General features: G+C 74.7%; 18 protein-coding genes. 11 read left to right on the top strand and 7 right to left on the bottom strand.

Features of this window, described 5'->3' with window-relative positions:
* The first annotated feature begins 19 nt into the window (after positions 1-19).
* Positions 20-703, top strand: a complete 684-nt coding sequence (locus tag IF19_RS0100640; protein ID WP_030118786.1) for an alpha/beta fold hydrolase — start codon at positions 20-22, stop codon at positions 701-703.
* Positions 704-884: 181 nt separating this feature from the next.
* Positions 885-3,086, top strand: coding sequence for a HEAT repeat domain-containing protein (locus IF19_RS0100635; RefSeq protein WP_234310420.1), 2,202 nt, complete (start codon positions 885-887; stop codon positions 3,084-3,086).
* Here IF19_RS0100635 and IF19_RS0100630 read toward each other — a convergent pair.
* Positions 3,073-3,450: a VOC family protein gene (locus IF19_RS0100630; RefSeq protein ID WP_030118790.1), complete on the bottom strand. Its 378-nt coding sequence runs from the start codon at positions 3,448-3,450 to the stop codon at positions 3,073-3,075. The two genes, IF19_RS0100635 and IF19_RS0100630, sit on opposite strands and share 14 nt — an antisense overlap.
* Before the next feature lie 294 nt (positions 3,451-3,744).
* On the opposite strand from IF19_RS0100630, the gene IF19_RS0100625 reads away from it, so the two are divergent.
* From IF19_RS0100625 to IF19_RS0100605, 5 genes are all read left to right on the top strand, one after another.
* Complete coding sequence (locus IF19_RS0100625) at positions 3,745-4,737, top strand: fibronectin type III domain-containing protein (protein WP_030118791.1); 993 nt, start codon at positions 3,745-3,747, stop codon at positions 4,735-4,737.
* Positions 4,738-5,295: 558 nt separating this feature from the next.
* The gene (locus IF19_RS0100620; protein ID WP_030118792.1) at positions 5,296-6,828 is read left to right on the top strand and encodes a YfcC family protein; all 1,533 of its coding nucleotides are present in this window, start codon (positions 5,296-5,298) and stop codon (positions 6,826-6,828) included.
* A gap of 102 nt (positions 6,829-6,930) precedes the next feature.
* Positions 6,931-7,659 (top strand): DUF6338 family protein, encoded by a 729-nt coding sequence (locus IF19_RS0100615; RefSeq protein ID WP_234310421.1) that lies wholly within the window; start codon positions 6,931-6,933, stop codon positions 7,657-7,659.
* 3 nt (positions 7,660-7,662) lie between these two features.
* Positions 7,663-7,878: a hypothetical protein gene (locus IF19_RS0100610; protein WP_030118794.1), complete on the top strand. Its 216-nt coding sequence runs from the start codon at positions 7,663-7,665 to the stop codon at positions 7,876-7,878.
* A 199-nt stretch (positions 7,879-8,077) separates the two neighbouring features.
* Positions 8,078-9,307, top strand: a complete 1,230-nt coding sequence (locus IF19_RS0100605) for a hypothetical protein (protein WP_030118795.1) — start codon at positions 8,078-8,080, stop codon at positions 9,305-9,307.
* Between the two features lie 44 nt (positions 9,308-9,351).
* On the opposite strand, the gene IF19_RS0100600 is transcribed toward IF19_RS0100605, so the two are convergent.
* Positions 9,352-14,235 carry a CHAT domain-containing protein gene (locus tag IF19_RS0100600; RefSeq protein WP_030119909.1) on the bottom strand — a complete coding sequence of 1,628 codons (4,884 nt, stop codon included), beginning with the start codon at positions 14,233-14,235 and terminating at the stop codon, positions 9,352-9,354.
* A 102-nt stretch (positions 14,236-14,337) separates the two neighbouring features.
* Positions 14,338-14,922: a winged helix-turn-helix domain-containing protein gene (locus tag IF19_RS0100595; RefSeq protein ID WP_032748217.1), complete on the bottom strand. Its 585-nt coding sequence runs from the start codon at positions 14,920-14,922 to the stop codon at positions 14,338-14,340.
* A gap of 135 nt (positions 14,923-15,057) precedes the next feature.
* Between IF19_RS0100595 and def the strand changes: the two genes are divergently transcribed.
* Positions 15,058-15,717 carry a peptide deformylase gene (gene def, locus IF19_RS0100590; protein ID WP_030118799.1) on the top strand — a complete coding sequence of 220 codons (660 nt, stop codon included), beginning with the start codon at positions 15,058-15,060 and terminating at the stop codon, positions 15,715-15,717.
* A 115-nt stretch (positions 15,718-15,832) separates the two neighbouring features.
* Here def and aceB read toward each other — a convergent pair whose 3' ends face one another.
* The gene (gene aceB, locus IF19_RS0100585) at positions 15,833-17,452 is read right to left on the bottom strand and encodes a malate synthase A (protein ID WP_030187680.1); all 1,620 of its coding nucleotides are present in this window, start codon (positions 17,450-17,452) and stop codon (positions 15,833-15,835) included.
* 492 nt (positions 17,453-17,944) lie between these two features.
* Positions 17,945-18,586, bottom strand: a complete 642-nt coding sequence (locus IF19_RS0100580) for a nucleotidyltransferase family protein (RefSeq protein WP_172674285.1) — start codon at positions 18,584-18,586, stop codon at positions 17,945-17,947.
* A 201-nt stretch (positions 18,587-18,787) separates the two neighbouring features.
* On the opposite strand from IF19_RS0100580, the gene IF19_RS0100575 reads away from it, so the two are divergent.
* Entirely contained in the window at positions 18,788-19,090 is a 303-nt protein-coding gene (locus IF19_RS0100575; protein ID WP_030724398.1) for a DUF5955 family protein, read from the top strand.
* A gap of 246 nt (positions 19,091-19,336) precedes the next feature.
* Here the strand turns inward: IF19_RS0100575 and IF19_RS0100570 are convergent, their stop codons facing one another.
* Together IF19_RS0100570 and IF19_RS0100565 are read right to left on the bottom strand one after the other, a co-directional pair.
* A complete protein-coding gene (locus IF19_RS0100570) occupies positions 19,337-19,972 on the bottom strand; it encodes a response regulator (RefSeq protein ID WP_030277384.1) in 636 nt (211 codons plus the stop codon).
* Positions 19,969-21,378 carry a sensor histidine kinase gene (locus IF19_RS0100565; protein ID WP_078580385.1) on the bottom strand — a complete coding sequence of 470 codons (1,410 nt, stop codon included), beginning with the start codon at positions 21,376-21,378 and terminating at the stop codon, positions 19,969-19,971. The genes IF19_RS0100570 and IF19_RS0100565 overlap by 4 nt, the downstream gene beginning before the upstream one ends.
* A 110-nt stretch (positions 21,379-21,488) precedes the next feature.
* On the opposite strand from IF19_RS0100565, the gene IF19_RS0100560 reads away from it, so the two are divergent.
* Together IF19_RS0100560 and IF19_RS0100555 are read left to right on the top strand one after the other, a co-directional pair.
* On the top strand, positions 21,489-22,568 hold the full coding sequence (locus tag IF19_RS0100560) for an ABC transporter permease (RefSeq protein WP_030277386.1): 1,080 nt from the start codon (positions 21,489-21,491) through the stop codon (positions 22,566-22,568).
* Positions 22,565-23,248, top strand: coding sequence for an ABC transporter ATP-binding protein (locus IF19_RS0100555; protein ID WP_030112586.1), 684 nt, complete (start codon positions 22,565-22,567; stop codon positions 23,246-23,248). The genes IF19_RS0100560 and IF19_RS0100555 overlap by 4 nt, the downstream gene beginning before the upstream one ends.
* Positions 23,249-23,286 lie beyond the last annotated feature (38 nt).

Raw genomic sequence — 23,286 nt, 5'->3', positions numbered from 1 at the left:
CGCCTGTAGCGTCGGGGGCATGGAAGATCAGTCTGTCGTGGATGTCGGCGATGTGCGCCTTGCGTACCGGTCCTGGGGCGACGCGTTCGGCTCGCCCGTCGTGCTGCTGCACGGCCTCGGCGGTTCGTCCGCCGACTGGGAGGCGGCCGGCCCCCTGCTGGGCCGGGAATGGCGGGTCCATGCCCTGGACCTGCGCGGACACGGCGAGAGCGACTGGCCCGACGACTACGACCTGGAGCTGATGGCCGAGGACGTCGTCGGCTTCCTCGACGAACTGGAGCTGGACCGCGTCGGGCTCGTCGGCCACGGCATGGGCGGCGTCGTCGCCCGGCTCGTCGCCCAGGAGCACTCCGACCGGGTGGAGCGGCTGGTCCTGCTGGAGGCCCCCGCCCCGTTCCCCGGCGACCCCGGTCCGGCCGGCTGCCCCGAGGGCCCGGTGGACTACGACGAGAACGCGGTGCCCGCCGTACGGGAGCAGCTCGCCGACCCCGGACCGGACGCGGCCGACGGCCTCGGCGACATCGTCTCCCCGACGCTCGTCGTCGCCGGCGGCCCGGAGAGCACCATGGACCAGCACCGCCAGCCGGACGTGGCCTCGCTGATCCCGGACTGCCGTCTGATCACCGTGCCCGGCGGACACCGGATGCACGCGACGCGGGCGGACCAGGTGGCGGCGCACATCACGGAGTTCTTCACCAGCTGACGGCGGCTGGTCCTCGGGACGGCGACGCGTCCCCCCAGGGGGCTGTTGTCCGGCCGCGGGTCGGCGCCCGGCTGTGGGGTCATGACCGGCCTGTGAGGCCGATCGCGGCCCCGTGCGGCCCCGCGCGGGCGCGGGCGGGCTCGTGGCGGCGGTGTCGGCGGCGGCTGTCATGATCAGGGCCATGACCTTCGACCACGGCCTGTTCCACGCCGACCTGGACGCTCAGCCCTGGGCCTCGTACACCCATGCCTACGGCAGCGCCGAGGACGTCCCCGGCCATCTGCGCGCCCTCGCCGGGGACGACGACGGGGCGGCGGACGAGGCGCAGAGCGAGCTGTACGGCAGCATCCTGCACCAGGGATCGGTGTACGAGGCGTCCGCGAAGGCGGTGCCGTTCCTGGCCCGGACGGCCGCCGCCGGCATCCGTGCGGCGGAGGTGCTCCTGCTGCTCGGCGGCATCGCGGAGGGCGGCGCGGACCCGCGGCCGACGTGCGGCGCCGAGCCTCGGGAGGAGACCGGGCCGAGCGAGGGGCGGGCCGGGGAGAGCGACGAGGTCGCCTGCCGCCGGGCCGTCGTCGCCGAACTGCCGCTGCTCATCGCCTCGCTGACCGATGAGAGCCCGAGCGTGCGCCAGGCCGCCGCCTGGGCCGCCGGATGGACGGGAGCGGCGGGCGCCGCCCTCGCCGTACCGGCTCTCCGCGACCGGCTGGAGGCCGAGCCGGAGCCGGGCGTCCGCGCCGAACTGCTCACAGCCCTCGTGGAGTTGGATCCCGAGGGCAGCGGCCCCCTGGCGGCCGGGGCGATCGGCCCCGAGCACCCGCCGCAGTTGCGGACCGCCGCCCTCCTGGCCTGCGCGGACGCCGGGCTGCCCTGGACGCGGGACCACCACGCGGCGGCCGTGGACCTGCTTCCGCTGGAGCCCCACGTGTCCGGCCGGTACGACGAAACCCGCAACGAGCCGGTCCACCACCTCACCCTCACCCTGCTGGAACGGGACACCGAGGCCGACCGGGACGCGGTGGGCGCGCTGCTCGACGCCGCCCTGCGCCACGACGACCCCGACGCGCGCGCCGAGGCGGCCTGGGCGGCCACCACCGCCTGCGAACTGTCCCGGGGCATGCCCGCGCGCCTGGCACCCGCCCTGATCGCGGCCGCCGAGCAGGACGGCGACGATACCGGCGCCTTGGCGGTCCTCGGCCGGCTCGGACCCGCCGGCGCACCCGCCGCCGACCTCCTCGCCACCCGGGCCGACGGTGACGGCGACCCGGCGGACCGCGCGCTCGAAGCCCTCATCGCCGTCGCCCCGGAGCGCGCCGCCCCGCTGCTGGCCCGGGACCTCCCGCGGCGGCCCCGGGCATTCCAGGCGGCGTGCGGCGGCCCCGTCGGCACCCTCCCCGTCCTGCCGTACGACCCGGAGCTGCTGGAGGCGGTCCGGCGCCGGCTCACCGAGGGCGAGCCGGGCGGCGGCGCCCCGTACCGGCCCGTGGCGCTGCTCACGGCCTGGGGTCCGGACGCGTCCGCCGCCGTGCCCGAACTGCTCGCCGCGCTGGAGGCACACCCCCTGGCGGTCCCGAAGGCACTGGCCGCCGTCCACGCGCCCGAGCACCGTACGGAGGTGGCGCAAGCGCTGGCGCGCAAGGCGGAGGCCGGCCCCCTGGAGGACCGGTTCGAAGCGGCGCGCGCCCTCCGTGGACTGACCGGCGAGCACGGTCCGTTGCTGCACGCTCTCGCCGAGGTCCTGGCGACGGACGGCGGGGGAGTCCGGGACGGCGTGCGCGCCGCGGCGGCCGCTGCCGCCGACCTCGGGCCCGCCGCCGTCCCGCTCGTCCCCGCCCTGCGCGCCGCGCTCTCCGCACCCGGCATCGAGCGGACCAACCCGCGGATGGACGCCGACATCGCGCTGGCCGCCGCCCTGCACCGCCTCACCGGTGACGCGGCGGAGGCGGTGGCGGTCCTGGCGGGCGTCCTCGGCACCGCTGAACCGCGGTGGCGGCGCTGGACCCTTGTACGCGCCGCCGAGGCCGCCGCCCGTATCGGCCCGGACGCCCGCGACCTCGTCCCCGTACTGGAACCGCTCCTGGCCGATGTGGAGTTGCGCGCGGCGGCGGCCGTCGCCCTGCACGCCGTCGCCCCCGACGTGCTGGGCGCCGTACGTGCGGCGGACCTCCTGCTGGACGCGGCGGAGGCGGGCGCGGCCCCCGCCGAGGCGGTGGAGGCGCTGGTGGCGCTCGGTGTCGCCGGGCTGACCGTCGAACAGCGGGCGCGGTTCGCGGAGTTGGCGGAGCGCGACCGCAGAGTGATCCACTCGGGCCTCGACGGCACTGTGGAGAGCGCCGACGAGCGGCTGCGCGCCCGGGTGCGCGCGGCGGTCAGGGGCGGATGATCCGGCGGACGAGTTCCGGCGTCCACTCGACGTACTCGATCTCCGTGCCGTCCGCGTGGCGGGCGTAGAGGAACCGGCCGGTCGGGCCGGGCGTGGCCGGGGTGGTGATGACCGCCCCGGCGGACGCCAGCGTGGTGAGCAGGGCGTCCATGTCGTCCACGACGACGGTCGCGGAGCCGTGGCCGTACCGCGCGCGTTCCTCGGCCGGGCCCGCGATGACCAGGAAATCGCCGATCGCGGCGAGCGCCACCTCCTCGAACGCCATGCGCAGATGGGGCTGTTCGCCGGTCAGCTCCTCCAGCAGCGGGAGCGCCCGGTCCAGGTCGTCGCTCCACAGGCGCGCGTACGTCTTGAGGATGGTCATCGGGCCGCTCCCGGTCGTCTCGTCCGAACACCGGACAGCAGTGGGCCACGGCCGCCCGGGGACCGGCCCGGCAGCCGGTCGTCGCCAACGAGTCCGTTCAACGCGACGGCCCGTGCCGCCTATTCCGGCCACCGCGTCCACGTCGCCCGCGGTCGACGCGGGTGACCGACGCGGACGCGCGGTGCACGGACGCGCGGGCGGCGCGCACACCGTCACATAGCGGATGGTTCCGCTCCGGCCTCTTGTGGGCCGCCCCCGTGCCGTGGCATACAGGTCTGGACCATTGCTCTCCGGATGGAAGGCACCACCGTGCAACGCCCCCACGTCTCTGCCGCGTTGGCCTGTTCCGCCCTGCTGCTCGCCCCACTCCTCGCCGCCTGCGGGGGCACCGCCGAAGCCGACACACAGCCGCCCGGCACCCCCCGGGGCGTCACCGCCCAGGCCAGCAGCTCCACGTCGGTGCACGTGATGTGGAAGGCCGCCACCGACAACGAGAAGGTCGCCGGTTACGAGGTCTACCGGGGGAAGACCAAGGTCAAGAGCGTCCCGGCGACGAAGACCATGATCGACGTGAACGGCCTCACCGCCTCCACGGACTACACCTTCAGCGTCCGGACCAAGGACACGGCCGGAAACCTCTCCGAACCCAGCAAGGCCGTCCCGGTCACCACCCAGGACACCCCGCCCCGGGACGACGAGCCGCCCACCACCCCGACGAAGCTGACCGGTCGCGCCGAGGGGGGCCGGGCCGCCACCCTCACCTGGAGTGCGGCGAAGGACGACGTCGGCGTCACCTCGTACGACATCTACCAGGAGGACTCCCGGGTCCACAGCGTGTCCGGCTCCGAGACCACGGCCAGGCTCACCGGTCTGCGCCCGGGGACCGTCTACACCTTCACCGTCCGGGCCCGCGACGCCTCCGACAAGTCCTCGGCCGACAGCAACGCGCTCGACCTCACCACCGAGTCCGCCCCCGGCGCCCCCGCGAGCACCGCGCCCACCGGCCTGCGGCCCGAGGTCACCGAGAAGGACGGCCGCTACGTGCTGGACCTGTCCTGGGACCAGCCCGAGACGGGCGGCAGCATCCCCGCCTACGAGCTGTACCTGAACGGCAAGCTGACCACCACCATCGTCTGGGGCGGTACGCCGCCCACCGGGCGCGCCACCTATCGGCTCGACCTGGCGGACCCGGCCGGCACCCGGTACTCGGTGAAGCTCAGGGCCAAGCTTCCGGACGGCAAGTGGGGCGACTTCTCGGCTCAGCGGACGGTCGTCCTGCCGGACTGAGCGGACCGGGACGGCCCGACCGGGGTGATGCGCCCCGGGAGCCCCGGCCCCGGAGCCGGTCCCGGGTTCACCCCGGCATCGTCCGGAGTCCCGGAGCTCCGGAGCCCCGGAGGCCCGGAGCCTCGGCCCCGGAGCCGGTCCCGGGTTCTCCCCTGACGTCGCTCCCGCGCCTGCGTCAGGGCCGGGGCGGTCGCTCCACCGGGCGTGCGGCGCCCCGCGCTCTGTGATCCCGTGGTGCCGGAGGAGCGGCGGACCACGGGACCGAAGGGGCTGGGCCATGCACCTGGGAGACGACCCGAGAGGGCAGGCGGACCCGCCGACCGGGCGGCCGCCCGCTCGCCCGGGGCGTACGGCCGGCCGCCGAGTGCGCCCGCGCGCGGCGGCGACCATCACCCCGTACGCGCCGGGGCCGCCCCCAGCCCCGGGGCCGCCCCCGGGCGAGCCCCGGCGCGTCCCGGTCACCCGTCCGGAGCCCCCGGTCACCCGTCCGGAGGCCCGGCCTCCCACCGGAATCCCACGAACCGCCACACCCGTGCACCGCCGCGCCCCGGACGCGGCGTGAGCGGCGCGGCCGAGACGGGACCGGCCCAGCGGGAGGAGCCCCCAGCGGGGCGGAAGTTCACCTTCCCCAGCGCCCTCACGGTCCTCGTCGTGGTCACCCTCGCGGTCTGGGCGCTGGCCTTCCTGATCCCGCCCGGCGCCTACGACCGCGACGCGGAGGGGGCCCCGGTCCAGGGCACGTACCACCGGGTCGACAGCGACCAGAGCCTCGTCGACCGCCTCAACGACCTCTTCCTCTCCCCGGTCAACGGGCTGTACGGGGTCCAGGACGCGAAGACGGGGGAGGTGGGCCCGGATCTGGCCGGCGAACTGTACGGCAGCGCCGGCGTGTTCCTCTTCGTCCTCGCCATCGGCGCGTTCATCACCGTGGTGTTCGCCACCGGGGCCCTGGACCGGGGCATCGGCCGCCTCGCGCACCGGCTGCGCGACCGGGGCGCGCTGCTCATCGCCGGGGTGATGCTGGTCTTCTCGCTGCTCGGCACGGTCGAGGGGTTCGCGGAGGAGACGCTCGGCTTCTACGGCCTGATCATCCCGCTGATGCTGGCGCTCGGCTACGACCGCATGGTGGCCACCGGCACGATCATCCTCGGCGCGGGCATCGGGGTGCTCTGCTCCACGGTCAACCCCTTCGCCACCGGGGTCGCGTCCTCCGCCGCCGACATCTCGCTGGGCGACGGCATCGTGCTGCGCGCGATCATGTGGGTCGTGCTGACGGCGGTGACGATCGCCTACGTCGTCCGGTACGCGAACCGGGTCCGCGCGGACCCCGGGCGCTCGCTCTCCGGCTTCCTGCCCGGCGACCGCGAGCACGACGCGGCCGGGGCGGCGGAGCCCCCGGAGCTGACCGGGCTGCACCGGGCCGTCCTCGTCCTGGTCGCCCTGGTCTTCGGGTTCATGATCTTCTCCGTCGTCCCGTGGTCGAGTGCGCTGACGGGCGACGCCGACGCCACCCCGTACGGCTTCGAACTCGGCTGGTCCTTCCCCCAACTGGCCGCCCTGTTCCTGGTCGCGGCGGTCCTGGTCGGCGTCGTCGCCCGGTTCGGCGAGCAGCGGCTCAGCGCGACGGTCGTCCAGGGCGCGGCGGACTTCATCTCCCCGGCCCTGGTGATCGTGCTCGCGCGCGGGGTCACCGTCATCATGAACAACGCGCGGATCACCGACACCGTGCTGCACTCCATCGAGGGCGTGGTCTCGGGCACCTCGTCGGCGCTCTTCGCGGTCTTCGTCTTCCTCGTCAACCTGCCGCTCGCCTTCCTCATCCCGTCCACCTCCGGTCACGCCACCCTCGCGATGCCGATCCTGGCCCCGCTCGCCGACTTCGCGGGCGTCTCCCGCGCCGTGGTCGTCACCGCGTGGCAGGCGGCGAGCGGCTGGATGAACCTCTGGGTCCCGACCACGGCGGTCACCATCGGCGGGGTGGCGCTCGCGAAGGTCGGCTACGACCGCTACCTGCGGTTCGTCTGGCCGCTGCTGGCCGTCCTGGCGGCCCTGATCTGCGGATTCGTGGCACTGGGCGCGGTGTGGACGTGAACGACCGGGGCGGCGCGGCGCCGAGGGGCGGGACGGCACGGCCGAAAAGGGGGACGGCCGGGAGCTGAGGGGCTTGGGCGTACCGGGGGCCGTACGTCATCCTTGGGCGACGGCGACGGCGACGGCGACGGCGACGGCGAGGCCGACCGCGCCGAGGCGACGAGCACGGGGGGCGGCACCACGATGGTCCCGGGAACAGTCGGGCAGTTGACGATTCTGCTGATCCTCGTGCTGCCCGGATTCTTCTACCAGGCGGTGCGGGAGCGGTTGCGCGGTTCCCTGGCCAGCGAGCAGGAGCCGCAGAACCGGCTGGTCCGCGCCATCGCGGCGGGCGCCCTCCTCGACTTCGTCTACGCGGTGGTAGCGGGGCCCTGGTTGGTGCGGCTGCTCGCCGGGGGAGGGGAGGGCCCGATGGCCGGTGTGCTGCGGCAGCCCCGCGAGGCCGGGCTCGCCGCGCTGCTGCTGATCGTCGCCGCGCCCGCCGCGCTGGCCTGGGCGGAGGCGTCGTGGTGGCGGCGGCGCGCCCGGGCACGGTACGAACCGACGCCGACCGCGTGGGACGCCCTCTTCCAGGACCGGGGCTCCTGCTTCGTCCGCGTACGGCTCAAGAACGGCCTGTGGGTGGGCGGTTGGCTCGGCTCGCGGTCGGCGGTCTCGGCGTACCCGCAGCCGGGCGACCTCTATCTGCAGGCGCAGTACCGGATGGGACCCGACGGCACCTTCCTCGGCAGGGTGCCCGGTACGGCCGGCGTGTACGTGCGGGCGGCCGACGTGGATGTACTGGAGGTGCTGCTGCCGCCCGCGGCGTCAGCGGCCGGAGGGAGTGAGTGACCGATGACGGAGAGAGCGCGGCCGGGGGACGGCGGAGAGCACGGGGCGGGGAGCGACGCCGAACTGGCGGAACTCGTCGCGGAGTTCTCCTTCACCAAGACCTACCGGCCCACCGACCTGATGGCCGAGCCGGACGAGTTGCCGCCCGGCCCATCCGGCACGGCGATGGGCGCGGAGGCGCCGACCACCCAGGGATCCACCGATCCGGAAGGACCCTGAGTACGGGCGGGGGCCCGGATGCCTCTGTACGCGTCGAGCCGGGGAAACGGCGGGAACGCCACCAGGGCGGAGAGCGGAGAGGACCTTCCGGAACCTGCCCCCGTCACCCCCCAGGTCTGCCCTCCCGTCTCTCCCCGCGCACCCCGCAGACGGTGAATGCTGGGAGAGGGACGCTGGACCAATCCGAGGCAGGAGAACCATGCACGCACGGCGGGAAGCGGAGACGGACGGGGCGCGTGCCGTTCCGCGGGCGCGGACGGAGCGGCACGAGGAACGGGCGGCGCGGGCCATGGCGTTGCAGCGGACCGTCGGGAACGCCGTCGTGATCCAGATGACGCACCGGAACACCGGCGGGTACGGCCTCGGCGGGCTGGTGGCGAACACCGGAGCCGCCGAGCGGGAGACGGCGCTCAGTGCCAAGTACGGAATCCGCATCGGGCCGCCGGACGACCGGCCGAACGATCATTTCAGCCACTCCATGCTCAATCGGATCGACGGGGTCTTGGGCAGCCTGCCGACCCAGGACGTCAGGGACAACCCGGAGTTGGTGGCGATCCAGCCCGCCGGTGCCGACACGGAGAGCGCGGCCAGCCTGTACGACGGGGACGACCGGAGCATCACCATGGTCAGCCCGTTCGGCATGCCCTCCTGGCTCTACACGGAACTGAACCGGGCCGCGTCCTGGCAGCGTTCCCTGATGGACAAGGGGGCGATGGCCGACTACGAGGGGATCAGCGAGGCCGGGGACAAGGCCCTGGGCATCGCCGGGGAGAAGCGTCAGGTCATGGGCGGCACGTCGGACGTGCTGGCCAACGGCAACCTGGTGAAGTGGACGCTCCGGCACGAGATCGGCCACTCCGTCGACAAGCAGTCGGGCTGGGCGCAGAACCTGAAGCACGAAGCCCGGTTCGGGGGCTGGGAGGCCTACGGCAGCGCGCGGCAGGTAGCGCTGGCGATCCTGACCGAGGCGGGGCTCGGCGACCAACTGGACGTCACGGACCGCTATCACATGTCTCTCATCGATTCGGTCGAGGTGGCCCTGGATCCGGAGGGGGCCAGGGCCGCTCCGGAACGCCTGACGAACCTCGCCGACGGCTTCCCCGACCAGGACGACCAGTTCAGGACCCGGCTCGCCCGCGTCGTCGAGTTCGGACGGCTCGCCCTCGCGCAGCCGTGGACGCTCACGAACGGCGGCGGGGACACGCTCGCGATCGGGAACCGGACGTACCACGTCGACCACTACGGGCAGTGGGTCAGCTATCTGCGGGCCGAACGGGAACAGCACGCCGTGTCCAACTACCAGTTCTCCACACCGGAGGAGTGGTTCGCGGAGGCGTACGCGGCCTACCACGACCCGAAGCCCGGACCGCGCGCACGGCTCAACCCGGGCGCGCGGGAGTGGTTCGAGGAGCGCGGCGACCAGATGTAGTGGCCGCAGGGTTGTCGACGGGGCAGCTGTGCCTTCCGCGCACCTCACGGTCCCGTGTGGATGTGCGCCGCCCACAGGTGCGGGGCCTGCGCGTAGCGGTCGCGCAGGGCCCGGACCGGGTGGTGCAGGGCCGTGGCCGGGTCGAGGGCCCGCCCGCGGTCGAGGTCTGCCGCGAGCGTCGTGTAGAACTCCTCGGTCAGCCGCGTCGCCAGCTTGTCCGCGACGGGCCACAGGGTGCCGATCACATGCGGATAGCCCGCCAGTTGGAAGGAGGACGCCAGTTGGACCGCCTCGTCCGGGATCCTGATCCCGCCCTGCGCCGCCGAGCAGGCGGACAGCACCGCCAGCTCCGGGGACCCCGGGCGCCGGGCCGCCGCGTCGGAGACGGTGAGCCGCCCGTCGTACAGGATCAGACCGCTCCGTGACGGGTCGAGGAGCTCGCTGACGCCGTGGCAGCTGAAGTGGACCCACGGGTGCGCCTCCAGGGCCCGGCCGACCGCCGCCACCGTGGCCTCGGGCCCGGACAGCAGCCTCCCCTCGGGGAACAGCTCCCGGAGCACCGCCGCCTCCCGTGCGACGCCCGGCAGGGGTGCGGCCCCCGGTGTCTCCTCCAGGGCCACGACCAGCGGTGCGGGACGCCCGCGACCGCCGGGGACGGGACCGCCCCGGCCTGTGGAGGCCCGCCCGCCCCGCTCGCCGGCGGCCAGACCGTCGCGGGCACGGGCCAGGGCGCGCACGGTGGGCGTGTACGAGCAGACGGCACGGTCGAGCACCCAGTCGCCGGAGTCCGCCGCGCCCCGGCCCGCGGCGTGCAGCGGGAGGAAGGACAGCCGCCCGGTGGGGCACCACCACACGCGGTGCCACGGAGCGCCCTCACGCGGGGCGGCGTCCAGGCCGAGGCGCTCCAGTACGGGCGCGGCCACGGTGGCCCAGAGCCTGCCCAGGATTCCGGAGAGCCGGCGCATCATGGCGACGGCCTCGTCCACCCCGTTCCTCCCGTACGCCGTGCCGACCCCCTCGACGTACTCCGCCGCCCACGCGTCGACGTCCCGCAGGGTGAGGCCGGGCAGGGGGACCACGTCGATCCCGGCGTCGGCGGTCACGACGAGAGCGTCGCACCGGAAGCGGCTGACGTTGACGACGACGACCGGGCCCTCGGCCGCGGCGGCGACCAGCTCCGGTACGGAGGGCGGCCGCAGGAAGCCGTCGAGCCCCGGCGATGTCCGGATCTCGTCCAGGAGCCGCTCCCAGCGGCGGGTCAGGGAGAGCCTGTCCTCGGCGACCACCGCCGCCTCGTGTGCCCCGTCGAACGGGGTCAGCGGGCCGCCCGGCCCCGTGCCCACGACCGAGGTGGCGCGCGGCGGTTCGCTCAGCCGGTCCCGTATCCGCTCGAACTCCGCCGCGAGACCGGGAGCCAGAGCCCGCAGCCGCGACACGTCGGTCCGGTCGTCCAGCCCCTGGGCCAGCAGCACGCCGCGTCCCTGTTCGAGCAGGGCGAGCGCGCGTCCCGCGTCCCCCGCCTCGATCGCCAGTGCGGCCGCGTCACTCGCCAGGCCCTCGCTGACCTGCAGCCGCGCCTCCTGGTCCGCGCGCGCGAGGCTGCGCGGCGCCATCAGGGGCAAGAGGCCGACGGCGTACGCACACCCCTCCAGCCCCTCCGCACGGTCCCCGCCGTTCGCCGCGGCCACGCCCCAGGCGCGGGCGGCCCGGATCCGGACGCCGAGATGCGTGTCCGGGGCGCGCGCGCAGGTACGGGCGAGGCGGGCCACCTCCGCCAGGTCCACCGGTTCCCCGAGCGCCGCCCGCGCCAGCCGTACCGTCGACAGCAGCATCTGCGAGACGCCGTGCAGCCCGTGGCCGTGGGAGGTCGCCGCAAGGGAGTCCAGCGCCGCGGCCTCCGCGTTCCGGAGCGCCCGCAGGGCAGCCGCCCCGGCGCGCTCCTCCGCCAGGTGCGCGCAGATCACCCAGGCGGAGGCGAGTTTCTGCAGGGCGTGAGGACGCGACGGATGGCCCGGCCCGAACCGGGCGACCGCGTCTTCGAGGACCCGCCGGGCCTCGTCCGCGAGTCGCGGATCCGCCTCCAGGAGCGCCCTGTTGATCAGCAGGGCGCCCAGGTTGACCCCGGCCAGGTCGGTGCCGCCGCGGTCGCCCTGCGGTACGGCCATCGCCGCCCGCAGCAGTACGGCGGCCTCATCGGCGGCGGCCGGGTCGCCCACGGTCTCGTACCAGCAGCGCAGCGCCTCCGCGAGGTTGTTGAGGTGCAGCGTCCGTTCCACCGCCGCCGGCGGGCTGTCGTCCAGCGCGCGGCGGAGCACCGTCACCGCCTCGGCCAGCCAGGCCCGGCTGCCGGAGGCCAGCCCCCGGTCCATGAGGGCGCTGCCCAGGTTGGTGAGCGCCATCCCGGCCCGCAGCCTGGGCGACCGGTCGACCGCCTCGCGCAGTGCGGCGACGGCCCGGTCCCGGAGTGCCTCGTCCCCGCTCCCGACGGCCCGGAGCCACCGGACGAAGCCGAGTCCGGTGAGGACGGCACCGCGAAGGCCGTACGCCACCGGTCCCGGCGAGGCCAGTGCGGTTTCGTAGTGGCGCTCCGCCTCGTCCGCGTGCCGCGTGTCACGGCTGCGGTGGTACAGCGCCCCCAGGCTGTTGCCGAGGCCGAGCAGGGCCCCGGGCGAGGGCGGTCCCGACGCCATGGCGACCGCCTCCCGGTGGCAGCGCACGGACTCCTCCAGTGACGCGGGATCGGTGGAGAGCCGGGCGAGGTTGCGCAGGGCGTCACCCAGCGCCGTCCGGCAGTCGGCGCCACCGAAGGTGGCGGCGTCGGACGCGGCGACGGCGCGGCGCAGCACCGTGATGCCCTCCTCCAACGCGGCCGTGTCCGAACGGAACTCCCCGCACGTCACCAGCGCTTCGCCGAGACCGAGAAGCAGGTGGGTGGCGAAGCGGTCTCCCGGCTCCGACCGGTCGACGGCCTCCCGGTGGGCGGCCACCGCCTCGTCGATCAGCTCGACCCGGCCCGTGTGCGTCACGATGTTCATCAGCCCGAAGCCGATGTTCGAGCGGCGTACGGCGTCCTGGGCGCGGGAGAGCGGAGCCCGTCCGAGCCCGTCGCGGAACAGGACCACCGCTTCCTCGTACAGACCGGTTTCGCCCGTCCGGTCGGCCCGCTCCATGAGGGCTTCGGCGTACTCGGTGCGGCAGTCCCAGTAGTCCGGCCCGTCGGCTCGGAGCTGTTCCAGGCCCCGGAGCATCTCTTCGACGCCGCCGCGCCACCGCTCGGCGTCCGCCCCGGCGCACCGGGCCAGCGCCGCCCCCAGGGCGAAGCGCGCGCCGGCCGCGAAGTCGCTGCTGGGCGCGGGCAGGACGAGGCACTTGCGGAAGCAGTCGGCGGCCTCCTCGGCACCGTCGGGGTCACCCGGGAGGAGGAGGCAGCGGCCCAACGCCCACAGGACGCGCGCCCGTTCGGCGGAGCGGGCGGACACCTGCCCGGCGAGATCCCGCAGCAGGGCGACCGGGGCCTCGAACGCGCCGGAGCCCACCGGAGCGTGGCGGTACCCGGTGCTCCAGGCCGCGCGCTTCCAGAGGCACTCCGCGAGATGGGTGGCGATCATGACCCGGCGGGACACGTCGTCGGCGGGACCTGACCGCGCGGCGAGGCGGGCCTGGTCGATCGCCTCGTCCAGGTCGGCCGGGGAGTCGCGGGCCGAGTGCCGGGCGCTCAGCGCCTGCGAGAGCGCGAAGTGGGCCTGGGCGCGCACCGGATGGCCGGCGGGAACGGTTTCGAGGGCCCCACGGGCGACGGCGATCGCCTCGTCGAGCAGGTCGGGGCGCTCGGTATGACGGGCGAACCCGGTCAGCAGCAGCGTGAGGTTGGCAAGGTACGCGGCGCGCTCGAAGGCGCTGGGCGCGGTGTCCGCCGCCCTCCGGCAGGCGGCGATCCCCTCCTCGGCGAGCCCGGTGCGCTGGTCGTCCCGCATGACCTCGGCCGCTTCGGCGAAGAGGGCGACCCCCAGATCGGACAGGAGCGCGGCGGGGTCGGCCACGACGCCGCCCGGCTCCGCGAGCGCGGTGCGCAGCAGCGCGATCCCCTCGGTGCGCAGGGCCGGTTCGTCCTGCCGGTCGGCGGCCAGGCACAGCACGGAACCGAGGGTGGCCCGGTGGTACGCGCTCAGGGGGGTGTCCGCCGTGGAGAGTTCCACGGCCCTCCGCAGCGCGGCGACCGCCTCGCCGAGCGTCTCCATGTCCCCGGTCGCATCCGCCGAGTTGCGCAGGACATGACCGAAGTTGCCGTACCTGCGGGCCTGTTCGTCCGGGTCGCCCGGGGCGCAGGCCACGGCGGCGCGCCCGGCGGCGACCGCGTCGTCGAGCGCCTGCCGCCCGGCGCCGTCCTGGAAGCCGTAGAAGAGCACGAGACCGAGGTCCGACAGGCAGACGCCCTGCTCGGCGCTGCCGGGGGAGACCGCTCCGGCGGCATGACGCAACAGGGCCTCGGCCCCGCGCAGGGCCTCGGGATCGCGGCTCTGCTGGAAGACCGCCATCATCCCCACGCCCGCGTCGTACGCCGCGCGGGGCGCGGTGGCGGCGCCGTCCGGTTCGCCCGCCAGCGTGGCGTAGAGCGGGCGCAGTCCGGGCGGCACCTGGTCCGGGTCCTGCTCGCGGACCGTGGCGAACCCGAACAGGGCGGTGGCGAGCGCGGTCCGGTCGGCCCCGCCGGACGCGACGTAGCGGAAGAGGTCGGCGTAGCCGAGCGCCAGGACTCCCAGGCCCCAGAGGTCTCCGCCGGACGCGGCGATGCCCGCGCGCACGTCGTCGGCCGCCCGTCCCGCCTCCGGCCCGGCGAACCAGGCCATGGCCCCGGGGTCGCCGTCCGCCCTCTCGACCTGCCGAAGGATGCGGTGCGCCGCGTCCTCGGCCGCTCCCACCTCTGTCATCGCGCCCCCGTTCGCGTCGGTTCACCGCAGCCCCGGCGCGACCCGGATCCGGTCCGGCTGCGACGCACACCGATGGCGGGATCACCCTACTGATCGTGTGGTTCAACTCCCGTCCTTGTCCGTGTCGTTGTCGGTGTGCTCGGGCAGCAGGGGGAACATCCGCGTGATCGTGGCCACCGCCATGGACCCCGCCGGGCGGGCGGCGGGCCGGTCGTCGCGCTCGCGGTACGGGTCCAGCAACCGGCGTACGGCGTCGGCCACTTCGGACATCTCCTCGGGAGTGAGGTGGACCACCGCGCTGAAGGACTCCTCGCGTCGCCACGCGTCCGGCGCCAGTGCGCGGTTCTCCTGCCAGCGCCGGTAGCTCTCGTCCTCCAGCCCGCGCGCGAGGTCGTCGAACGGCGTGGGCCGTTGCCGAGCGGCTTCGGGCGTCCCGGGCGCGGATTCCCAGCGCAGCCGCCATGGCCGTTGCCGCCCCCCGCGGTGCGGGGCCTCCTCCACGAGTCCGTGCTTGGCGAGTTGGCGCAGGTGGAACGAGCAGAGGCCGGAGCTGTGCCCGAGGCGGTGGGCGGCCTGGGTGGACGTGATGGTGCCCGTCTCGGCCAGGAGGTCGAGCAGGGCGACGCGTACGGGGTGGTCGGGGAGGGTGCTGCGGGCGGACGTCGTTGGACGTTTCTCATCACTCACTTTGCAAAGGGTGCTACTTTGCAAAGCATTCGGTCAAGGCGCGGGTGCGCTCGGCCGAGGCGTCACAACAGGTGCGTCGGGCCGGAGCGTGCGTTTCGGACGCGCGCTCGCCACGGTGAAAGGTGTGGGTACTTCATGGCTGTTCGGTTCGACAGCTCTTCGCAGGACCGCCGGACCCGTGTCCAGGGGCGGCCGGTCGACTCCTACCCGCAGGTCGTGCCGGAGGCCGAACGGGGTGCGGTGCACCGGATCACCGTGGTCGGCGAAGACGTGCTGCGGCGCCGCTGCGAGGAGGTCACCGCGTTCGGCACACCGGAACTCGCCCGGCTCGTCGACGACATGTTCGCCACGAACAGGGTGGCGGGGGGTGCGGGACTCGCCGCCAACCAGATCGGGGAGGGTCTGCGGGTGTTCGTGTGGGACATCACCGACGACTGGGGCGTACGCCACGTGGGACACGTCGTGAACCCGGTCCTGGACGAGATCCCGGCCGAACAGCGCAGGCTGGTCGAGGAGTCCGAGGGGTGCCTGTCCGTGCCGGGCCCCTACCGGGTGGTGTCCCGCCCGGACCGGGCCGTCGTACGCGGCCGGGACCGGACCGGCGAGCCGCTGGTGATCGAGGGGCGGGGCTACTTCGCCCGGTGCCTCCAGCACGAGACGGACCATCTCAACGGGCGCCTCTATCTGGACCGGCTCGCCCGCCGGGAGCGCCGGACGGCCCTGAGCGAGATGGCGGAAGCCCGGGAGGCGGTGTTCGCCCGCCGCGCCGAGAGGGCCGCGGAGCTGGGCAAGTGACGGCGCGACCGGGGCTTTCGCCCGAGGGATCGGGCAGGCGCCGGGAGTCGGGGCCGCGCGCGGCCGCCGCCCCGGCGCTGTGCGGTGTCGGGGCGGCGGGGTTCGTCGGGCGTGGTCAGCGCAGCTGCTCGTACGCGGGCAGGGTCAGGAAGTCCGCGTAGTCCTGGTCCAGGGAGACCTGGAGCAGGAGGTCGTGGGCCTGCTGCCACTTGCCGGCGGTGAAGGTCTCCTCGCCGATCTCCTCGCGGATCGCGGCCAGTTCCTCGGCGGCGACCTTGCGGGCCAGCTCCGCCGTGGCGTGCTCGCCGTTCTCGAAGACCACGTCCGCGTTGATCCACTGCCAGATCTGCGAGCGGGAGATCTCGGCGGTCGCCGCGTCCTCCATCAGGTTGAAGATGGCGACGGCGCCCAGGCCCCGCAGCCACGCCTCGATGTAGCGGATCCCGACCGCGACGGCGTTGCGCAGACCGTCGTAGGTGGGCTTCGCGTCGAGGGTGTCGATGGCGATCAGGTCGCCCGCCGCCACCGAGACGTCCTCGCGGAGCCGGTCCTTCTGGTTGGGCTTCTCGCCGAGCACCGCGTCGAAGGAGGCCAACGCGATCGGGACCAGGTCCGGGTGGGCGACCCAGGAGCCGTCGAAGCCGTCGGCGGCCTCGCGGTCCTTATCGGCCTTGACCTTCTCGAAGGCCACCTTGTTGACCTCGGCGTCGCGCCGCGAGGGGATGAAGGCCGCCATGCCGCCGATCGCGTGCGCACCGCGCTTGTGGCAGGTGCGGACCAGGAGTTCGGTGTACGCCCGCATGAACGGGGCGGTCATCGTCACCGCGTTGCGGTCCGGCAGGACGAACTTGGCGCCGCCGTCACGGAAGTTCTTGACGATGGAGAAGAGGTAGTCCCAGCGGCCCGCGTTCAATCCGGAGGCGTGGTCGCGCAGTTCGTAGAGGATCTCCTCCATCTCGTACGCGGCGGTGATGGTCTCGATCAGGACCGTCGCGCGGACCGTGCCCTGCGGGACGCCGACGTAGTCCTGGGCGAAGACGAAGATGTCGTTCCAGAGGCGGGCCTCCAGGTGCGACTCGGTCTTCGGCAGGTAGAAGTACGGGCCCTTGCCGAGATCGATCAGGCGCTGCGCGTTGTGGAAGAAGTAGAGGCCGAAGTCGACCAGCGCGCCGGGCACGGAGACGCCGTCGAGCTGGAGGTGGCGCTCCTCCAGGTGCCAGCCGCGCGGGCGCATCACGACGGTGGCCAGCTCGTCGGCGGCCTTGAGGGCGTAGGACTTGCCGGACTTCGGGTCGGTGAAGTCGATGCGGCGCTCGTAGGCGTCGGTGAGGTTGAGCTGGCCGAGGACGACGTTCTCCCACGTGGGGGCGGACGCGTCCTCGAAGTCGGCGAGCCAGACCTTCGCGCCCGAGTTCAGGGCGTTGATGGTCATCTTGCGGTCGGTCGGACCGGTGATCTCCACCCGGCGGTCGCTCAGAGCCGCCGGGGCGGGCGCGACCTTCCAGGAGTCGTCCGCGCGAACCGCCGCCGTCTCGGGCAGGAAGTCCAGCGTGGAGGTGCGGGCGATCTCGGCGCGGCGCTCACCGCGACGGGCGAGCAGCTCATTGCGGCGCGGGGTGAACTGCCGGTGCAGTTCGGCCACGAACGCGAGGGCCGCGTCGGTCAGGACCTCTTCCTGCCGGGGCAGGGGCTCGGCATCGACGATGGCCAGCGTGGACGGCGCTGGTGCGGACATGAGCTGTCACTCCTTCAGCGGGCGGCGGCCTCTCACCGGCCGCCGGGTCGCCTGAGACGGCACGGCGTGCCATGGCTCCGAGATACGGCCGTGGGTGCCGTCTGAGGTTCAGATGGCTTCTGATCAGTGGATACTAGTTTCCTCATGGTGGAAGTTCAATGATTTGTTGATGTCGAGATTCTCCGGTTCGACAGAAACGGCCCCCAGGCGGCGCAGCGTGCCGGGACGGCCACGGACCGTCGAGGGCGGACCTTCGGGCGGGGTGGACCGCCGACGTGCCGGGTCGGCGGCCGGGCGGCGCGGGCGGACCGGCGCGAGTTCCGGGGCGCCCGTGCGCGAGGGGCGGCGTGCCGGGGCCCGCGCGGCCGGGGCGGGCGTCCCCACGCGGACGCGCCGGCCCCGGGCCGCCGGCCCCGGGCCGCCGGCCCCGGGCCGCCGGCCCCGGGCCGCCGGCCCCGGGCCGCCGGCCCCGGGCCGCTGGCCCGGCGCCGCTCACTCCAGGCGCCCGAGGTCCGCTTCCGTGTCGATGTCGTACGCCTCCGCCACGTCCCCGCACTCCACGAGCGTGATCGCGTCCCGGTGCTCCCGCAGATACGTCCGCGCGCCCCGGTCGCCGACGGCCGCCGCCGCGATGTCCCGCCACCGGTCCGAGCCGAACAGCACCGGATGGCCCCGCTCCCCGTCGTACGAGGCGGCCGCCAGGCTCGTCCGTGAGCGGTACGCCAGCCGTACCCGCGCCACCGCCTCGGCGCCGATGCCCGGCTGGTCGACCAGGAGGACGAGCGCCGCGTCCGCGTCCGCCGCGCTCAGGGCGGCGAGCCCCAGCCGCAGCGAGGAGCCCATGCCCTCCTCCCACGCCGGGTTCACGCTCACGGCGCAGCCCCTCAGGTCCGTCCGGGCCCGCACCTCGTCCGCCGAGGCGCCGAGCACCACGTGGAGCGGTCCGCAACCGCCGTTGCGCAGGGAGCGGACCGCGTGTTCGATCAGCGGGCGGCCCCGGTGCCGCAGCAGCGCCTTGGGGCGGCCGCCGAGCCGCCGCCCCCCGCCCGCGGCCAGCACCACCCCCGCGACCTTGGGGTTCTCCGTGCCGGCTGCCCGGTCCTGGTCCGTGCTCGTCGTCGTCTCCGTAGCCATGGGGCCTGGATACCACCGAGCCGTTCGCACACGCGACACGCATGTCACTCTCCGGGGTAACCCTGATTTCTTTGCGTGGGCTGGCGCACACAGCCTGTCATGGCGTTAACTTGCGGACGAACCCGGTGACTTGGCCACAGCCCGGGTGCGGGGGTCACAGCGGCGCCGTGACGTGCGAGGGGGAATGCTGTGTTGCGAAGCGTGGGGCGGAAGAGGCTGACCGGAAGCGTCGAGGATCCGAGAGTGGCCGAGCTGCGCATGGCCGTCTCCCGGCTCCGCAGGGAGCTGGCCGGGCTCCGGGCCGAGTTCCCGGACCGCCCGATCGCCGAGGACGAGCTCGCGGCTCTGGACGCCATGGCGGTCAGCGGAGTGCCGGAGATCCCCCGGATGCGCCGCTCGCTGCTGCTGATCGCGGGGGCGATCGGCTCGGTGAGCGCCCTGGCCGCAGCCCTCCGCGAGGTGCGCAACGCGGTCGACCTCTTCGGGGAGCCCCCGCGCGGGTGACGCCCCGCGCCTGCCGGTGCGTCGGCGGTTGACACCCGCGCGGGGTCTCCCCGTGCGTCGGTGGGTGACATCCATGCGGGGTCTCCTCGTGCGTCGTCGGCGGGTGACATCCACGCGGGGTCTCCTCGTGCGTCGGCGGTCGCCGTCCCGCGCCCGTCGCCCCGGCGGTGTCGCCCGGGCTTCGCCGGTACGGAGGTGCGCCCGGCCCGCACCGCTCTTCCGCGCCGGAGTGCGGACTCCGCCGGCTCAGCGGCGGATGAGCCGGCGCGCCGTGGCCGCGGCCACCGCCGACGTACGGGAGTCGACGCCCAGCTTGGCGTAGATGTGCACCAGGTGGGACTTGACCGTGGCCTGGCTCAGGAACAGCCGCTTACTGATCTGCAGGTTCGACAGCCCCTCACCGACCAGCTGCAGCACCTCCAGCTCCCGCCGGGTCAGCGCCTCGGCGGGGGTGCGCATCCGGTCCATCAGCCGGTGCGCCACCGAGGGCGCGAGCGCCGAGCGGCCCGCCGCCGCGGTGCGCACCGCGGCCGCCAGCTCCTGCGGCGGCGCGTCCTTGAGCAGATAGCCGCTGGCGCCCGCCTCGACGGCCGCCAGGATGTCCGCGTCGGAGTCGTAGGTGGTGAGGATGAGGACCCGGGGGCCGTCCGGCACGGCGGTGATCGTCGCCGTGGCCTCCGAGCCGTGCAGGCCCGCACCGAACTGGAGGTCCATCAGGACCACGTCGAAGCCGCCCGCCGCCGCCAGCGAGACGGCCCCCTCGGCGGTGGCGGCCTCACCGGCGACCTCGAAGTCCGGCTCGGTGTCCAGGACCGCGCGCAGCCCCGCCCGTACCACCGGATGATCGTCCGCCAGCAGCAGCCGGATCGCCTTCCCGCTCACGCCGCACGCCCCGCTTCCGTGTCCACGTTCGCTCCCGTTCCCCCGCCTGTCCCCGTTCCCGTACCGGCTTCCGCGACGGGCAGCGGCAGCGTGACCGCCACCGCCGTGCCCTGGCCCGGCGCCGACTCGACGCTCAGCGCACCGCCGAGGGACCCCGCCCGCGCCCGCATGGCGGGCAGCCCGAAGCCTCCGTCGCCGCGTTCGTGGACCGGGGCGGCGGACGGGTCGAAGCCCCGCCCGTCATCCACCACGTCCAGCGCCACGGAGGTGTCCATGAAGCTCAGCGTGATCTCCGCCCGGCCGGCCCCCGCATGGCGCACCGTGTTGGCCAGCGCCGACTGCGCGGTCCGCAGCAACGCCACCTCGTACGGGGTCGGCAGCTCCACCGGGGTCCCGCTGACCGCGAACCGCACGGTCAGGCCCGGCGCGGTCGTCCGGGCGCAGAGCCGCTCCAGGGCGCCGGCCAGCGAACCGTGCTCCAGATCCGGCGGTGTCAGCGCGCGGACGAAGGACCGGGCCTCGGCGAGATTGGCCTGCGCGGCCTCGCGGGCCGCCCGCACGTGCCCGGCGGCCGGAGCGTCCTCGGGCAGCGACCGCTCGGCGGCCCGCAGCAGCAACTGGATGCTGGACAGCCCCTGCGCGAGGGTGTCGTGGATCTCCCGGGCGAGGCGTTCGCGCTCGGCGAGGGTCCCGGCGGTACGTTCCGCCTCCGCCAGGTCGGCGCGGGTGGCGACGAGCTCCACGATCAGCTCCCGCCGCCGCTCGCTCTCCCGGAACAGGGCGTCGTACCCGAGGACCGTGGCGACGGCGACGGCCGCGCCGATCAGAGGGCCGATGAACGCCCCCGGCGCGATCTCCTGCCGGTGCACGACGAAGCTGGTGATCGCGGCGGCCGCGGTGACCACGACGGCGGGCAGCGCCCAGCGCATCGGCAGGAAGTGGAGCTGGAGGAAGTAGAGCGGGAAGGCGATCCACAGGGCGTCCGGCGACAGGACCAGCAGCACCGCCCACAGCGCCCACAACGCGCCCAGCCACCACGCCCCGGCCCGGCTGCCGGGCCGCACCGGAGCGAACAGGGCCCTGTCCCGGCCACCCCGCCGTACGGCGGAAGCCGACGCACCCGCCCCGCCTTCAGGGCGCCCGGCGGAGACCGACGCACCCGCCCCGCGTCCTGGAGACCCGGCGGAGACCGATGCCGCCCCCTCGTCCTCCGGGCGTACGGAGGAGACCAGCGCCCCCGCCGCGTACAGCGCCGCCGTCAGCAGCGCGACCGCCACGACCGCCGTCGTCCGCGGCCCGCCCTCGCCCACCGCCCGCACCACCACCAGGGCCAGCAGCCCCGCCAGCAGGGCGTGCAGGCAGAGCCGGAGGGCCGCCGTGACGTGGGTGTGCGAACGCGAATCCATGGTCTGTCCAGCGTAGCCGCGCCCCTCCCGGCCCCGGTCAATCGAAAGGTTGATCCCGGGCCCGTCCGCCGCGCGATGTCTTCCGGCCCCGGCCCGACGAGGCTGGAGCCATGTTCGTCGCATGGAGAGACCTCCGCTTCGCCAAGGGCCGGTTCGCCCTCATGGGCTCGGTCGTGGTGCTGATCACGCTGCTCGTGGGCCTGCTGTCCGGCCTCACCGCCGGTCTGGCCCGGGAGAACACCTCGGCCGTCACCGGGCTCGACGCCGACCACCTGGCGTTCGCCGCGCCCCCGGACGGGCAGGCCGAGTCGTTCACCAACTCGACCGTCCGCGAGGACGACTGGCGGGCCTGGGCGGCCCGGCCCGGCGTCGAGGCCGCGCAGCCGGTCGGCATCCATACGCTCAACGCCACCGCCGGGGAGCGGACCGCCGCCGTGTCCGCCTTCGGCGTCGAACCGGACGGCACCCTCGGCCCGGACGGGACCGGGCCAGGCCGCGTCGTGCTGTCGGAGAAGGCGGCCGAGGAACTGGACGTGTCGGCCGGGGACCGGATCGCACTCGGCCGGACCGAGCGCGAGGTCGCCGCCGTCACGGGGGACGCCGCCTACAGCCACACCCCCGTCGTCTGGACCACGCTCGACGACTGGCAGCAGATCGGCCACGACGGGGCGGGCCCCGCCGAACAGGCCACCGTGATCGCCCTGACCACCACCGGCGGCGCCGACCTCGCGGCGGGGGACGAGGCGGCGGGCACCAGCACGCTCACCCTCGACGACTCCCTCACCGCGATCGGCTCCTACCAGGCGGAGAACAGCTCCCTGCAGATGATGCGCGGCTTCCTCTTCGCCATCTCCGCACTCGTCATCGGGGCGTTCTTCACCGTCTGGACGATCCAGCGCAGCGGCGACGTGGCCGTGCTGAAGGCGCTCGGCGCGTCGACCCCGTACCTCCTGCGCGACGCGCTCGGCCAGGCCGTGGTCATGCTCGTCCTCGGTACGGGGGCGGGTACCGCGCTCGCCGCCGGAGCCGGGGCCCTGATCGGCGGGGGAGCGGTGCCGTTCGTCCTGGACACGGCGACCGTCCTCGTCCCGGCCGCCGTGATGATCGCCCTCGGCGCGCTAGGGGCCGCCCTGTCCATCCGGCGGATCACCGCCGTCGACCCGCTCACCGCACTCGGGAGTGCCCGATGACGCTCACCCTGACCGATGTCACCCTCACCTACCCGGACGGCGAAGGGCGGCTGACCGCCCTGGACCGGGTGTCGCTGGACGTGCCGCCGGGGACGCTGACCGCCGTCGTCGGGCCGTCCGGATCGGGCAAGTCCAGCCTGCTCGCGGCCGCAGCCACCCTGGTCACCCCGGACTCGGGCGAGGTCGTGGTGGCCGGTACGCCGACCGCCGGCCTCCACCGCGCCGGACGGGCCGCCCTGCGCAGGGAGCACATCGGCATCGTCTTCCAGCAGCCCAACCTGCTGCCCTCGCTCACCGCCGCCGAACAGCTCCAGGTGATGCGCCACCTCTCCGGCGGGCCGGCCCGCTCCGCCCGCCGCCGGGCCCTGGAGCTGCTGGACGCGGTCGGACTGGCCGACCGCGCCGACCGGCGGCCGCACCAGCTCTCGGGCGGTCAGCGCCAGCGGATCAACATCGCGCGGGCCCTGATGAACGAACCGGCCGTCCTGCTGGTCGACGAGCCGACCAGCGCGCTCGACCACGAGCGCGGCGCGGCCGTGCTGGACCTGCTGGTGACCCTGACCCGGGAACGCTCCACCGCCACGGTGCTGGTCACGCACGATCTGGCGCACCTGGACCGGATGGACCGCACGGTCACGATGGACGACGGCCGGCTGGCCACCGCACCGGCCCCGGTCTGAGACCGGGCCCGCCCGGGGGCAGGGCGGGGGCGGCCGGG

Origin of the sequence: Streptomyces californicus (assembly GCF_000717645.1) — a bacterium.
GTDB classification, from domain to species: Bacteria; Actinomycetota; Actinomycetes; order Streptomycetales; family Streptomycetaceae; genus Streptomyces; species Streptomyces californicus.
The sequence above is the reverse complement of the archived record's forward strand: the minus strand, read 5'-3'. Positions and strand labels throughout refer to the sequence as shown.